Origin of the sequence: Paenibacillus sp. FSL K6-1217 (genome assembly GCF_045040735.1) — a bacterium.
GTDB lineage: Bacteria > Bacillota > Bacilli > Paenibacillales > Paenibacillaceae > Paenibacillus_AQ.
The window spans coordinates 727,549-742,744 of the sequence record NZ_CP150271.1; the positions used below are offsets into that span (position 1 = coordinate 727,549).

General features: G+C 44.5%; 9 protein-coding genes. 8 read left to right on the forward strand and 1 reads right to left on the reverse strand.

The window, feature by feature from the left end; all coding sequences use genetic code 11:
• Window positions 1-67 precede the first annotated feature (67 nt).
• Genes MHH28_RS02970 through MHH28_RS02980 form a run of 3 tightly spaced genes read left to right on the forward strand, consistent with a single transcriptional unit; the run spans window position 68 to window position 2,263 of the window.
• Complete coding sequence (locus tag MHH28_RS02970; RefSeq protein WP_405111584.1) at window positions 68-940, forward strand: sensor histidine kinase; 873 nt, start codon at window positions 68-70, stop codon at window positions 938-940.
• Window positions 909-1,574, forward strand: a complete 666-nt coding sequence (locus tag MHH28_RS02975; protein WP_340941487.1) for a response regulator transcription factor — start codon at window positions 909-911, stop codon at window positions 1,572-1,574. Before MHH28_RS02970 ends, MHH28_RS02975 begins: the two co-directional genes overlap by 32 nt.
• Window positions 1,575-1,612: 38 nt before the next feature.
• Window positions 1,613-2,263 (forward strand): DUF1775 domain-containing protein, encoded by a 651-nt coding sequence (locus tag MHH28_RS02980; protein WP_405116810.1) that lies wholly within the window; start codon window positions 1,613-1,615, stop codon window positions 2,261-2,263.
• 292 nt (window positions 2,264-2,555) lie between these two features.
• Here the strand turns inward: MHH28_RS02980 and MHH28_RS02985 are convergent, their stop codons facing one another.
• The gene (locus MHH28_RS02985; RefSeq protein WP_405111587.1) at window positions 2,556-3,926 is read right to left on the reverse strand and encodes a GBS Bsp-like repeat-containing protein; all 1,371 of its coding nucleotides are present in this window, start codon (window positions 3,924-3,926) and stop codon (window positions 2,556-2,558) included.
• 191 nt (window positions 3,927-4,117) lie between these two features.
• Here MHH28_RS02985 and MHH28_RS02990 point away from each other — a divergent pair, with 191 nt between their 5' ends.
• The 5 genes from MHH28_RS02990 to MHH28_RS03010 are packed head-to-tail and all read left to right on the forward strand — an operon-like array spanning window position 4,118 to window position 15,139.
• A complete protein-coding gene (locus MHH28_RS02990; protein WP_405111590.1) occupies window positions 4,118-5,569 on the forward strand; it encodes an FG-GAP-like repeat-containing protein in 1,452 nt (483 codons plus the stop codon).
• A gap of 24 nt (window positions 5,570-5,593) precedes the next feature.
• The gene (locus MHH28_RS02995; RefSeq protein WP_405111593.1) at window positions 5,594-7,438 is read left to right on the forward strand and encodes a discoidin domain-containing protein; all 1,845 of its coding nucleotides are present in this window, start codon (window positions 5,594-5,596) and stop codon (window positions 7,436-7,438) included.
• A gap of 35 nt (window positions 7,439-7,473) precedes the next feature.
• Window positions 7,474-9,090 carry a hypothetical protein gene (locus MHH28_RS03000; RefSeq protein ID WP_405111595.1) on the forward strand — a complete coding sequence of 539 codons (1,617 nt, stop codon included), beginning with the start codon at window positions 7,474-7,476 and terminating at the stop codon, window positions 9,088-9,090.
• 35 nt (window positions 9,091-9,125) lie between these two features.
• On the forward strand, window positions 9,126-14,771 hold the full coding sequence (locus tag MHH28_RS03005; RefSeq protein ID WP_405111598.1) for an RHS repeat-associated core domain-containing protein: 5,646 nt from the start codon (window positions 9,126-9,128) through the stop codon (window positions 14,769-14,771).
• A gap of 56 nt (window positions 14,772-14,827) precedes the next feature.
• A complete protein-coding gene (locus MHH28_RS03010; protein WP_405111601.1) occupies window positions 14,828-15,139 on the forward strand; it encodes a hypothetical protein in 312 nt (103 codons plus the stop codon).
• Window positions 15,140-15,196: the final 57 nt, after the last annotated feature.

A 15,196-nucleotide genomic window follows, 5' to 3' on the forward strand; every position in this document is an offset into this window, starting at 1 on the left:
CCTAAAGAGTCATGCCGGAGATCATCCGCAAATGGTAAAATAACGAACGGAAATTAGGGAGGGGACCGTGACGTATACCCGAATTAAAGTGCTAATCCTGCTGATTCCAACCGTTATGGTCGGCTTCTGGGAGTGGGTGAGACATCAGTTCCTGATGGAGTATATCTCCATGGACACAGGCAACTTCTTAACTCCTGTATTGGTATTTCTGTTCAGTATTATTCTGCTGCTGCCGCTCTTTCGGATCATGGAGCGCAATCAGCGGGAGCTGGAGCAGGAGCGGGCGGCAACCGGAGCGATGGAAGCGCGGGAGGCGCTGGCCAAAGAGCTGCATGACGGGATGGCCCAATCCCTGTTCCTGCTCTCTGTGCGGATTGACCGGCTGGAGCACAGCCGTAAGGACGGAAGTGTCAGCGCGGACAATGTGGATCAGATCAAGAAGACTGTCCATGAGGTTAACCGTTACGTACGTCAGGCTATTGCCAACTTGAAAGTGCCGGTCAGCAGTGCAGGGAGCTTCTCGCTGGAGCGTTCCATCCAGGAGCAGCTTGCGGCAATTGCCGGAGAAGTCATGATGGAGGTATCGCTGGACTGGCATCTGCCGGAGCAGGCGCTGACGCCTGCGGAGCAGGCAGAGCTGTTATCCTGCATTCGTGAAGCGATTATCAATGTGCGCAAGCACACACGCGCCGGCAGGGTGTCCGTCTCGGGTCATGGGAATGAACATGGCTGGCGTGTGACCGTTGCAGATGACGGTGCGGGGATTGAGCATCCCGATCCTTTTGCGGTGAACGGCAGCTATGGCTTGCAGATTATGAGAGAACGGTCGCGCAGTATGGGCTGGAGGTTGGATGTACAATCGGGGTCAGTCGGAACCACTGTAGAAATTGCGAAGGGGGAGGTGCAGGATGGAACGCTGCCGGGTGCTTATCGTCGATGACCATGCACATGCCCGTGAGGCAATGAGCGAGATACTGGCGCTGGATGAACGGTTTGAAGTAATCGGTGCGGTGGCCAGCGGAGCTGAAGCGATTGTCTGGACCGGGCAATGGATGCCCGACCTGATCCTGATCGACATCGAGATGCCGGGAATGGATGGTCTGGAGACCACCCGCCGCATTAAGCTGGAATATCCGTATGTCCGGATTGTCATCGTCACCGTGTCGGATGAGATATCCTATCTGTTCGAAGCGCTTAAGCAGGGGGCACAGGGGTACCTCCTGAAGAACCTGGCCCCGTCTACCTGGATTGAATATCTGCTGGCGATTGTAAGCGAAGAGGTGCCGCTGAGCCGAGAGCTGGCGTTCCAGATTCTGAAGGAGTTCGCCGTCACCTCCGTGAAGGAGGAGCGGGAGGCATTAACGGCGCGGGAGAAGGAGATACTGGGCTGTGTATCCTCCGGGTCCACCAATAAGGAGATTGCCGCCACCCTCGGCATCTCCGAGCATACGGTCAAGAATCATCTGAAGAACATCCTGCAGAAGCTTCAGCTTCAGAACCGTACACAGCTCACCAGATACGCATTGGAGCAGGGACTGGCTTCGCGGGAGCGGGATTTTCCGGGAAAGAGATAGATGATAACAAGAGAGAAGGGGAGATTCCATTGAATAGAATGTTTCGCAAAATAGCAGCACTGGCCGCACCGGCAGCCGCAGCCTTACTGTTGTTCGCAGCCGTGGCGAGTGCCCACGTAACCGTTAGTCCAGCCCAGTCCGGCACGGGGGCCTGGGAGACATATACCCTGAAGGTGCCGTCCGAGAAAGACGTTGCCACCATCCAGGTGGATCTGCGGATTCCGTCAGGCGCGGAATTTAAGCAATACGAAGCCACTCCCGGCTGGGAGGTAACGGTTGAAGGGAATAAAGTAAGCTGGATTGCCAAGGACGGCGGTATTCAGGCCGGACAGTTCCAGCGCTTCTACTTCACCGCCAAGAACCCGGACACCGCTGGCGATATCGCCTGGGATGCCTATCAGCACTATGCCGACGGCAGCCTGGTGCAATGGTCCGGCGAACCCGGCTCGGAATCGCCGCATTCCATCACTGCCATCGTAGAAGCCTCCGGCAGCGCCGATGGCGGCCACGGCCACGGTGCCGCAGACAAGTCCGGCAGCGGCACCATGACCATGGACGAGCATCAGGCCATTGTAGAGAACGAGGGCACCGGCTCCGGCACCTCGCCGATGCTCTATATTACCCTCGGCATCTCCCTGGTCTCCTTCCTGCTATCGGCGATAGCATTGCTTCGGGGGAGGAAGGAGTAGGCAGGAAGATTAGGATGGATTGATTTGTATAGAGAGAGCCCCGCATCAGAGGTGATTGGATTTTCACCATCTGGTGCGGGGTTCTTTGTGGTTGGTATGGATGCTCCCACGACTGAGGTCCCTTGCCTGCTGCACAGGATGCTAAGTGGATAAACAACATTAATTTTCGGTGAAATCTCTACAAATAGAATAACAGTTGGAAAAATGCTGCTTAATATAGATGAAAATGGCTATTGTGCGAGTTAGGCCGGAATTAAGTGCCGTTTATCCAATTGTTACTCAGATAGACATATTATTTGATTACTATGGTTTTAACACCTATTCCAGAGCTATTTCCAAATTGGTCAGTGGTATAGATGTGCGTTATATAAGTACCAGTCTCGTAATTGTGTTCACTGAGAGGAATGGTAATTTTCCATGTTCCTGGTGATACTTTTTGGCCTCCACTTTGCTTTATATCATCCTGACCCTGTAACTCGGTCCAAGTATAGAAGGTAAGTTTAGATATATCTTCACGTAAGTTTTCTATTGTTATTTCGTATGAACCAGCCCTTGAGCTAACTGTATCTGGAATGATAATCGTATTGGTTTTAACAATGGTGGTAACCCCTCCAAAGTACACACCATCAACCCAGACATCGTTATAGTACAATCCAGACTCATTATTATGCTTATTCAAAGGTACGACAGCTTTCCAGATACCATCGGAGACTTTCTCACCGGCTACCAAAGGAGAGGCTAAATCGTCCTGACCCTTGTAATCAGTCCAAGTGGGAAAAGTAACATTTTTGGCGTCCTTTTTGACCCCATAGGCGTAGACTTCATACGAACTATCCAGTAGATAGACCTCAGAAGGAGCAAATATAGAAGATTGGACTTTAGTCTGAACACCGATTCCAGTGCTATTCCCAAAAGAATCTATTGAATAAATATGTGTAGTATATGTACCTGTTTCAAAGGAATGTTCACTTAATGGAACCGTCAATTTCCATACTCCTGGCGATACTTTCTGTCCTTTGTTTTGCTTCAAATCGTCCTGACCATTGGCCTCAGTCCAAGTGTAAAAGGTCATATTAGTTATAGCTTCACTTACTCCATGAACGATAATATCATACGAGCCATCTTTGAAATTTACCTTCTCAGGAATTTGAACAACATTTCTTTTAACAACAGTAGTAGTTCCTCCAAAATACACACCATCAACCCAGACGTCATTGTAGTACAACCCAGACTCCTGATTATGTTTGCTAAAAGGAACAACTGCTTTCCAAATACCATCGGAAACTTTTTCACCGGCTACCCAAGGAGAGCCTAAATCATCATTACCATTAAAAGCCGTCCAAGTAGGAAAGGTAACATTTTTAGCTTCCTTTTTAACCCCATAGGCGTATACCTCATAGGAGCTATCTAATAAAGTCGCTTCTGCTGGTGCTTGAACTACAGGTGTTTTAAGGTTGCTTTTAGAGGTCATATTACCGTTCAAGTCATATTTATAAATAATGACCGTTCCATCATCATAAGCCACACTGCTGAGCTGTCCCGTAGAACCTTTGTAATTATACTGAACTGCTAAAGACACATCGGTGTCCCATATCAAAAATAGAAGCATTCCCAACACAAACACACTAAATTTTAAATAACATTTATTTACGAATACACGCATTTCTCTTTATCCCCCTAAATCAATTCTTAGAGGATTATAGCCTTTTCGGAAATCTCTGTAAATTATATAATTCTGCATTTTGATAATGTGACCAAAATAATACGCAATCGACAATATAAGTTATATTTCGACAAAATACAACCGTTTAAATGTGCGGGGCGGTAAATTATGATGGTTGAGGAAGTCATTGGATGGATACAGGCGAGTTCCGAAAAGTAGAGCTACGACAAATTCAACTAAAGAGAGGGCCTTATAGCAACATGGAAAATTTCAGAAAACTCAAGAAAGTGTTTCTTCTCATCACTATACTCTGTTCATTTATTATGAGTACAAATACTTCCGCAGCTGGAGCCTCCAATCTGAATAAGCATATCGGCTACGTCCCATGGAGCTGGAGCACAACTAGCCGTATGGTCGATGACAATAGTCAGATGTGGTTTGAGGATGTTAACGGGGACGGGAAGAAGGATCTAATCTCCAAGGGCGAAGCAGGAGCCTGGAATGCTGGAGTTATCTACGTAGCCTTAAGCACCGGAAGGGGGTTTCAGCCTTGGACGTGGAATTCCGGTTCCCGCATGATAGACGACAATAGTCCGATGTGGTTCGCTGACGTGAATGGGGATGGCATGTCAGATCTTATCACAAAAGGTGAACCAGGAGCCTGGAATGCCGGGGTCATCTACGTTTCTTTAAGCACGGGGAATGGCTACCAGCCTTGGACCTGGAACTCTGGTGTACGTATGCTTGATGATCACAGTCCATTGTGGCTTGAGGATGTGAACGGGGATGGCAGAAAGGATTTAATTTCAGTTGGACAGGCAGGGTCATGGAACGAGGGGCGCATATACGTATCCTTAAGCACAGGAGCAGGCTACCAGCCTTGGACATGGACGTCCTCAATCAAAATGCTCAATCCTCTAGATACAGCATGGTTTGCAGATGTGAATGGCGATGGGAAGGCTGATTTAATCGCAAAAGGGCAGCCGGGCGCAATAAATGCTGGTCAGATGTATGTCTCTTTAAGCACCGGCAGCGGTTATAATCCATGGACTTGGGCATCTGGATCACGGATGGTTAATGACAACGATGTTCAGTGGTTTGCTGATGTGAATGGAGACGGCAAAGCCGACATGATATCCAAAGGTCAGCCCGGAACAGCCAATGCTGGATATGTGTTCGTCTCATTGAGTAATGGAGCAGGTTATGCCTACTGGACATGGAACAGCGGCAAACGAATGATCGACGACAGCGGAACCATGTGGTTCACAGATATTAATGGAGATGGCAAGGCCGATATGATATCAGTAGGGAAAAATGTAGGGTATAACGATGGCTGGTTGTACGCCTCCCTGAGTGATGGAAGTGGCTATCCCTACTGGACCTGGAACTCTGACAGTAGAATGATTGATAGTAATGATTTATGGTTCAGCGATGTGAGCGGCGACGGAAGAGGGGACTTGATTATTAAGGGAAGCGGCCGGGAAGCAGGTTTTGTTCGCGTTGCAGTCAGTACGGATTTTAATCTGATTCAGCACAAGTATAATGCAGCCGGCCAACTCCTGCTTACTATCTTGCCAGACGGATCAACAATTCAATATACATATGATAAGAACGGGAATTTGCTGAAAGTGGAAAAGAAATAATCTATTAGAGGATGGAGAGGTTTAATGAAACTCTATAAAACGCTTGGTTTGTTTTTTTTATTTCTTATTTTAAGCTCAATCTCTGTGAATGCTGAATCCTCAAATAATCTTAACACAACATTCTATCATTATGATTCTGGGGGGAGCAGACTAGATTACACAATAGATTCAAACAAAGATAGTTTCTATTATGTATATGACCGTAACGGTAATCTCAAACGAAAGATTGCTTCTACAGGTTACAGTGTTTTCACTTCTTCTAGTATTGAGGGCTGGGAGCCTTACAAACTTAGGGACAACAATGCGGCAACGGTATGGTCAAGTGTAAATAGAGGCAATGAAGACGATATAGAATGGGTAGCTGCTGACCTAGGCACAAGTGGTATTGTAGGTGGGGTCGAATTAACTCCAAGGGGGAAGCTATCTTTTCCGGTTAACTTTAAAATACAGTCTAGTGACGATGCAGTGGCTTGGACAGATATCCCTGGTCAGACCTACAGCAATTTTGTCAATGACGGTTTGACTCATTCTTTTCAGTTTGAAGCACCTGTAATTGCAAGATACATAAGAGTATATGCTACTAAGTTGGGGAAGGACGATAACGGACATTATTATTTCCAACTTGCTGAAATTAAGATTATGCCTTCTACTGTTGCGACTTCATCCACAACTGGTGGCTGGCCTGCGTCCAGACTGGTCGATCAGAATGCTACCACAATGTGGTCAAGCATTGCGCGTTATCCGGCAGAGAGCACAGAATGGATCGTCTTTGATTCTGGGAGCATACAGATGATAGGTGGAGTTCAGCTATATCCAAGAGGAACACTGGGATTTCCGGTTGATTTTAGAATACAGAGCAGTAGTGACGCTAAGTCTTGGACAGATATCCCTGGACAGGCCTACAGAGGGTATATCAACAATGGATCTGTTCAAACATTCAACTTCGATGTACCTGTCATTGACCGTTACGTAAGAGTATATGTAACTAAGCTAGGTACGGATGATAACGGAGGTTATTATTTTCAACTCGCTGAGATTAAGACCCAACTGGCATCTGTAGCAGTGTCTTCTGAAATAAACGGCTGGCCTGCGTCCAGACTGGTTGATCAGAATGCTACCACAATTTGGTCAAGTGTAGCTCGTTATCCAGCGCTTAGTACAGAGTGGATTATTGTTGATTCCGGGAGTATTCAGATGATAGGAGGGGTTCAGTTATATCCAAGAGGAACATTGGGCTTTCCGGTTGATTTTAAAATACAGAGCAGTAGCGATGCTAAGTCTTGGTCAGATATCCCGGGGCAGTCCTACACAGGATATATTAACAATGGATCTGTTCAAACCTTTAACTTTGATGCCCCTGTTATTGACCGCTATGTAAGAATTTACGCAACCAAACTTGGTACGGATGACAATGGAGGATATTATTTTCAGCTTGCTGAGATTAAGGTCAATTTGTCAACTGTAGCAGCTTCTTCTGCAATTAGTGGTTTGTCTGCATCTAGAGTGGTGGATCAAAATTCTTCAACTATATGGTCAAGTATTGCCCGTTATCCATCAACAAGTACAGAATGGGTTGCCGTAGATTCCGGTATGCTCCAAAAAATTGCTGGCATTCAACTGATTCCAAGAGCAACATTGGGATTTCCAGTCGATTTTAAAATACAGAGCAGCGTAGACGGTAAAGTTTGGACTGACGTAAAGGGACAGTCTTACACCGGCTATGTTAACAATGGGAATATTAAAACGTTCACCTTCGATGCTCCCATCTTGGCACGGTATGTACGTGTATATGCGACCAAACTGGGTACCGATGATTATGGAGGTTTTTATTTTCAGCTGAGTGAGTTCAGAATCAATAAATCCAAATAATACAAGTGCAATTAACCTAAGAATCGAGGGGGCTAATGCGTAAATCTTTATCTGCAACTCCATTTGTTTTCACAATCGTTCTTTTAATGTTTTCTTTCACTATTCTGAATTCTGCCTCTGCCGCTACCTTCTACTATTATGATGCGAATGGCAGATTGGCACAAAAAAGCGAATTGACCGGAGAGACGGAACGGTTTCTCTACGATAACAATGGGAATCTAGTATCTAAGAATTCTGGAGAACCCTATTTTGAATTACAGACAGCCTTTGGTTCCAAACAAGGAGAGAACAACTGGTACTACCAGCTATGGGACGGAACCCAGTACAAGGACATGACATGGGACCCCGTTGAATCAAGGTGGAGAGGAGAGCAAAACTGGAATATTGTCAGCAAGGAATGGATGCATCCGGATGGTAATGACGCCGTACTTAAATGGGTTGCGCCCCAGACAGGTTCCATACGGATCGCAGGAAGAGTTGCTAAACACCCGGTGAACCTGCAAGGGGACGGGGTTCGCGTGAAAATCATGAAGAACAGCACTCAGGTCTGGCCCTCAGCAGGTTGGCAAAGTATACAAGGCGATGATGCTATAGGGGTGACAACGGATGTAAACATTAATGTGACCATTGGGGACACTATCTATTTCATCGTTAATCAAAATGGAACCATAGGATATGATGCCACTAAATGGACACCGTCAATTACATATATTGAAAAAGCTTCAACTGCATTTGGCTCTGATCAGGGAAGGAACAACTGGTACTACCAGTACTGGGATGGAATCAAGTATAAGGATATGACATGGGACTTGACAGAAAATAGATGGAGAGGGGAGCAGATTTGGAACATCATCAGCAAGGACTGGATGCATCCAGATGGTAATGACGCCATGCTGAAATGGGTTGCACCGCAAACCGGTTCCATACGCATAGCTGGAAGAGTAGCCAAACTCCCGGTTAACCTGCAAGGGGATGGGGTGCGCGTGAAAATTATGAAGAACAGCACTCAAGTCTGGCCCTCAGCAGGTTGGCAAATTATAAAAGGCGATGATGCTATCGGAGTCACAACAGACTTGAATATTAATGTGACAATGGGGGACTCCGTCTATTTTGTCGTCAACCAGAATGGTGATCAGCTCTATGATGGAACCCAGTGGAACCCGTCGATTACCTATATTGAGAAGATGTCTTCCGTATTTGGCTCAGCACAGGGAAAGAACAACTGGTACTACCAGCAATGGGACGGAACCCAGTATAAGGACATGACATGGGACCCGGCAGAAGCAAGATGGAAAGGTGAGCAAAAATGGAACATCATCAGCAAGGAATGGATGCATCCAGACGGCAATGACGCCGTACTGAAATGGGTTGCGCCTCAAACGGGTTCCATACGGATCGCAGGAAGGGTAGCCAAACACCCGGTTAACCTGGAAGGGGACGGGGTTCGCGTGAAGATTATGAAGAATAGCACCCAAATCTGGCCTTCAACGGGATGGCAAAGTATAAATAGAGACGATTCAATCGGAGTGACAACAAATTTGAATATTAATGTGACAAAGGGAGACTCCATCTATTTTATCGTCAATCAAAATGGTAACTATGGGTACGATGCTACCAAATGGAATCCATCTATAATTTATACTTTGCAATAGTTTAATCAAATATATTACGACAGGAGAATTCATCCATGAGAACTAAATCCTTACTCAATCGCTGGTTGATCATTATTTTATCTATCGCTCTGGTGTTGAGCTCGTTTCCTCCCTTGCAAGGATCGGCATATGCTGAAGCTGCGAAGCAGTCATCTATACCAACGGAAGCTGCTGACATCTCTGTACCTTCTGCTATGCCTAGCCCTGAGCCTTCTGCGAGGGTGGAACCACAGCCTATGCCTACTCCACAGAACTTTGCAGAAGAAACATTGTCACAAAAAAGCTCTATGTCTAACGATTCTTCTGAATCTTATTTGAAATACAGTGCTGTTCCTGATGGCCCCGTCATTATAGGAGAGCCTGTAAATGGTATTCAAGCGAAAATTAATGAGATCAAGGCCAAGTATGCGAACCGTAAGGCATCGAATGATTCCAGCAGGATGGCCATAAGCAGCCTTAAACCTGAACCCTCTATGACAAACGAAGAGATCGCAGAATTAATTAGCAAAGGAGCCACGATTGAAGATATTTATGAAGCAGCTTATTTGAGCATGGAGAGCGGAGTGGACCCCGTTAAGCTCTATGAGGAGTTCAAAAGCAATAAGCTTTATACGACATGGGATCAACTAAGAGAAGCTTATATTCCCTCTTCAAATACGACAGTTACCAAAGATACATATCTTGAAACCTCAACTTGGGAGGCAAATAGTTTACGTAGTCCCGTATTAGAAAGCGTTTATTCTCCTTATAGAAGCAGTGTTATGAAGGACGTGTATACTGAGTCTGGGAATAATTCCTTACTTACGGCTTTTGACTATCGAGTAAACAGTATCATCGACAAAGATGTAATTAAGCAAATCAATCAGACTTATAAACCGCAATATTCGGATCGGGCAGATTCTTCGGAAACGATAGATCCGATTACAGGCAGTTTGACCTGGAAACAAAACCAATTAACTTTACCCGGCAGAGATGGCCTGGACTTCAGCTTGGGGGTAATGTATCAATCTAATCAGGCATACGCCAGAAGGCCATCTGGAGCCAATATCACGGATAATAATTATCTGAGCGACAAATATGATTTAGGGACAGGTTGGTCCTTCCGGTTGCCTAACCTTCAGTATGATATGACTCTTAACGACAATACGATGTATTACCATGATGGCGAAGGCGGGGTCTATGAAATAGGTACGAAGGAAGATGATCCGCTCTCTCAAACTACACAATTAATCGGCTATCCAGGCAAAGACAAGAAATTCGTATATGATTCTAATCAAACGTTTTCCAATGGAACAGATAAGTCGAGTTATTATATAGAGTATGCAGATAAAAGACGCGAGTACTTTGGCGGAAGAATGAAATTGCTGCTAGGTATCGTGGATAAGTATGGAAATACCATTACATTCACATATAAAGACTATCCGTGGGGACATCTCTCATATTTATCAGAAATAGTCGATAGCGTGGGGAGAAAAATAATTTTCGAATATGATCCTCGTTCTTATGATTCCGTACCCGAGAATGGGAAAGGAAAACAAGAGAATCTAACGGTTATTGTTAAAGCTCCAAATGGTCAGGAATCTCAGAAGGTTGTCTACGAACGTGCCAGAGAAGGATACTACTTTTCATCGTACTCTGTAGAAGAAGGAAATCATTCAAAACATACCTATTGGAGTTACGGTTCGACGATTGCTCTTCGCGCTATTGTAAAACCTGAAGAGGAGAAAATAAACTTTGAGTATGCTGTGAGTGAAGGGACATTTAACTCAAATTATAAGCATTATGAGACATGGGATTGGGGTTCATCTGTTGCTGTATCGTTTTTACTGGATACGGTAAAATATAGCCACTCCAGCACGAAGTACAGTTATGGACAAACTCCCCGGAATCTGGGCTGGAAAGGAGCTATTAATGAATTTCAAGTTCTCAATAGATACGATCAAGTAAAGAAGAATAACACTGACAGCGGTAGAATGAATGAACAAGAGTTTAAATATGAAGGGTCCGCGGATGGTTTCCCCTTCGTCTATTCTTTTGGATTTCCAGAAACAGATTATTTTACATCTACAATAATCAATAAAAACAATGATACATCCACAAGTCAGACAACAGTCCGTAAGTTCAACGGAAAACGCCAACTGCTCTCTGCGGAAACGAAAGCATCCAACGGAGAACTAACAGTTATTAAGAACACTCAATTTCATAATACGTTTAAGTTCTTGCCAACGAAGACAGAGCAATGGATCTACAACGCAGGGGACACGGATGCTTCTGCTGCGAAGTTCTATCAGGAGACCGGCTACGATGAGCTGGGCTCTGTAAATTCTGAAACCAAACTGTTAGACGAGAGCCAGAATAATGATCCGGGTCTAAAAAGTAAACTCACTACAACGTATGCGTATGAGCCTAATCACCATCAACTGTCATCCAAAGCCTGGTTCAAAGACGTTAACGGCCCTCAACTGCAAGAAACCTACACGTATACACCAGAGGGAAGAATAGCGAGCATTACGAATCCTTTACATGAGATAACTACATTCAGTTACGAGTATCTTCCGGACAAGAAACAAATTACGAGAACCTCTGCAACGAGTGCTAAAGATGGTGCAGTATTCTCGGAAATAAATCAATACTACACAAAAGATACCGAATACTCATTACCAGCCCAAGAAGATAGAGTATTCACGTCCAATGGTTCCCGGCAGGTAGTAAGCAAATATAACAAATATGATCTGGGTTCAGGAAGACTTGTGGAATCGAAGGATGGCAACAATAACAAGATTACGTATACCTATGATCAATTAGGAAGAATAAAGAAAGAAACCTATCCGATCCGGACGAACGAAAACGGAGAGCAGTATCTGGAAGTAGTAGACTATAATTATTATCGTGAGAGCTCTCCTAATTTCGATGCGGTGAATGCAGGCGTATACGCCTTGAAGGTAAACAGTATCCATACTGTGACGAAGGTTTCCACGAATCAGTCGATGAGTACTAATTCCGCTATATATTACAACGGGCTAGGGTCGGCACTCATGGAAGAGCGCCTTGATCCCAATGCGAAAACATGGGTGTTCACACACTATCGTTATGACGACCAGGGGCGTCCGGTGTATTCCCGCGATCCAGCCGGAAATACCCTGACCGCCAGCTACGATGCTTGGGGCCGTCAAAACCGGGCAACCAATGCGAACAGCGATCAGATGATCAGTGACTACAATATCAAAACGCGTACCAGCACCAGTTATATTAAGGATCACACGAACGAAGAAAAGTTGAATTACGTAGAGCAGAGCTATGATCCTTGGGGGAATAAGCTGTCAGCGGCAACCTACAAGGATTGGCCAACCAATCAGCAACGAATTGCCGAATCATACCGGTACGATATTATGGGGAATGTTACAGGGTATACTGACCCTAACCACAATCTGAATGAAGATGGGGTAACCACCTCCTTCACGTATGATGCTTTAGGTCGGTTAACCAGCCTGAAGGATGCCTTGAATCAGACAACGAACTACAGCTATGACGGTAACGGCCAAGTCACCAAGGTCACGATTCAAGCCAAAGGCGGCACTCCACAAACTCTAAATACAAAGAGCTATAACGAACTCGGTCTGCCTAGCGTCAAGCAGGACGGCGCCTCGCAAAGTGAGAGCTACACGTATAATAATCTGGGGCAATTGGCCGCCAAAACCGACCGTAATGGCAGCTCATTCGATTATGTATACGATGAAGCCGGCCAGTTGAAAAGCAGCACGATTCGTGGAAGTATGAATAATGTAGCGCAAACACAGGTAACGAAAATGATTAGCGGCGATGGCAGCCCGGATAAGCAAACGGTTCGCACCCTTACCAATGGGGTAGAGACCGCTTCACATACTCAAACCCAGAATAGTCTGGGTCAGGTTAGCAGTATATATTCGAAATCGGGTGCACATGCGGCATCGATCGGTAACCAACTTGATGCATTAGGACGAATGAAACAGATTACAGACAACTATATGGGGTTCTCTGCGAATTACCAATATTCTAAGGAACGATTGGACAAAGTTCAGACAAATGGAAGCTCGACCCTAAATAGTGACCCTTCTGTAAATGCCCAGTATAGTTATTATGCGAATAACCAGATTCACCGAATTGTCTATCCGACACTGACGGACGGCAATCAGCTTATCACAACATATACGTATAACAAAGCACTCGGCTGGACGGAAACGATGGAAAATACTAAGGGAAGCGGCAGCCTGTCCAGTTACAGCTACAGCTATGATAACAACGGGAACCGGATCTCCGTCAGTGAATCACGCAACGGAGCTGCTGCTCAAAAAACCAATTACAGCTACGACGCACTGAACCGGCTGATCTCCATCAGCCGCCCGGACGGCAGCCAAACGACGTATACGTATGATGTTCGAGGTAACCGGCTAACATTGTCCGATACGAGTACTGTAAGCTTGGATTCTGCCGATACCAGCTACACCTATGATCTGCAGAATACTTTGACGAGCGTAACCAAGGGCGGCGCCAGCACCAGCTTCAAGTACTATGCCGACGGAATGCGGTCCATGAAAACCAAAGGCAATATCCAGACTCAGGTGAACTACAACTTCCAAGGTCAAGTCATCTCGGAAGAGAAACTCGTCAATGGTGATTTTGTAGAGCAAGCGAATTTTGTGCGCGGCGATCGGGTATTGGTGAAGAAGGACAAGAAGGCGGCTAAGGATTATTACTATTTGTACAACGGCCATGGTGACGTGGTGCAGATCGTAGATACTACGGGTGAGGTTGTCAATAATTACACTTATGATGAATGGGGCAACATCACCAGCCAGGACGAGAAAACGTCCAATTCCTTCAAATATACTGGAGAGGTGTATGACGAGGAGACCGGACTGTATTACCTACGGGCCCGCTACTATGACCCAAGTATGGGGCGGTTTTTAAATGAGGATACGGTTGAGGGGCAGATTGATAATCCGCTGAGTCAGAATTTGTATACGTATGTGCATAATAATCCTTTGGGTTATTCTGACCCTACAGGACATATGCCTCATAAACTTTTGAACGTATTCTTATCTGATTTTATTGGAGGCCGTTCAAACGGAACTAAATACACAAGCGCAGAATTGTCTAATGCTGTTTTTAATGCAAACGGTAATAATGACAGTGGCAGATATAAATCATTCCATGAAATTGCACAAATATTTGCTGCTAAACAAATCCATTCAGCATCTTGGCAAGCTGTTCAATTGGAATTCCATCTGGAGGAAGAAATTAATAACTGGCCCAATAAACATCATTATGTTGACATAGTTACAGGAGACAACTTAATGTGGGAAGTGAAGGCCATGAGGGTTACCTATTTAGGTTTAGGGGATGGCGCTTGGGAGGATGCAGAGGCTCAACTCTTGAGATATAACAATGTGAATAATGAGCTAAAGAGAGGATATCAGCTTAAAGATATAAGTGGTATTGTTATTGTAGATCAATTAAGAATGGATATTTCATTTTCAGATTTAGGAAAGATAATGTATTCATTTTACTTAGATTACGGAGATAAAGGAGTTATTCCTCTTACCACTAAAATGGCAGCTGATTATGTTTCAAATACTTCAGTGTATCCTCCATCATTACCTGATATCGATATTAAATTTCCTATAAAGGGAAAGAAAAGATGATTAAAAAAATTATATTGATGCTAATACTTAATTCAATTCTTATAATGGGGTGCGATATGGATAAAACTGAAACGGAAAATTTTAATCTGGAGAATGATTTCAAAGAAGATGCTTTATTTATTATTGACTCACTCCAAATTTGTATTGATAATTTTGGGTTTTCCGAGTCGTTGAGAAAAGAAATAGATATCTTTTTTGAACAAGAGCATTCAATCCATGAGGAGGATATAAGTGGTAAAATTGCTGGTATTTATATGGCTTTTCTAGGTAAAACGGATTTTAAAAATAAGGAGTCTACCTCCAATAAAGAATTATTAAGTCAATTGAAAAAGGAGATTGCTGAAGTTAGAGAATTATTGAATGATTAAAATCAACAAGATATTTCTTCAGTCTCTAAAAATATTCGCTTAGATGTACAGATAAAT

Excerpts from the sequence above, each read along its gene's own strand:
- MHH28_RS02975 (WP_340941487.1), top strand. The coding sequence starts at position 909 with ATGGAACGCTGCCGGGTGCTTATCGTCGATGACCATGCACATGCCCGT.
- MHH28_RS02980 (WP_405116810.1), top strand. The coding sequence starts at position 1,613 with ATGTTTCGCAAAATAGCAGCACTGGCCGCACCGGCAGCCGCAGCCTTA.
- MHH28_RS02985 (WP_405111587.1), bottom strand. The coding sequence starts at position 3,926 with ATGCGTGTATTCGTAAATAAATGTTATTTAAAATTTAGTGTGTTTGTG.
- MHH28_RS02990 (WP_405111590.1), top strand. The coding sequence starts at position 4,118 with ATGGATACAGGCGAGTTCCGAAAAGTAGAGCTACGACAAATTCAACTA.
- MHH28_RS02995 (WP_405111593.1), top strand. The coding sequence starts at position 5,594 with ATGAAACTCTATAAAACGCTTGGTTTGTTTTTTTTATTTCTTATTTTA.
- MHH28_RS03000 (WP_405111595.1), top strand. The coding sequence starts at position 7,474 with ATGCGTAAATCTTTATCTGCAACTCCATTTGTTTTCACAATCGTTCTT.
- MHH28_RS03005 (WP_405111598.1), top strand. The coding sequence starts at position 9,126 with ATGAGAACTAAATCCTTACTCAATCGCTGGTTGATCATTATTTTATCT.
- MHH28_RS03010 (WP_405111601.1), top strand. The coding sequence starts at position 14,828 with ATGGATAAAACTGAAACGGAAAATTTTAATCTGGAGAATGATTTCAAA.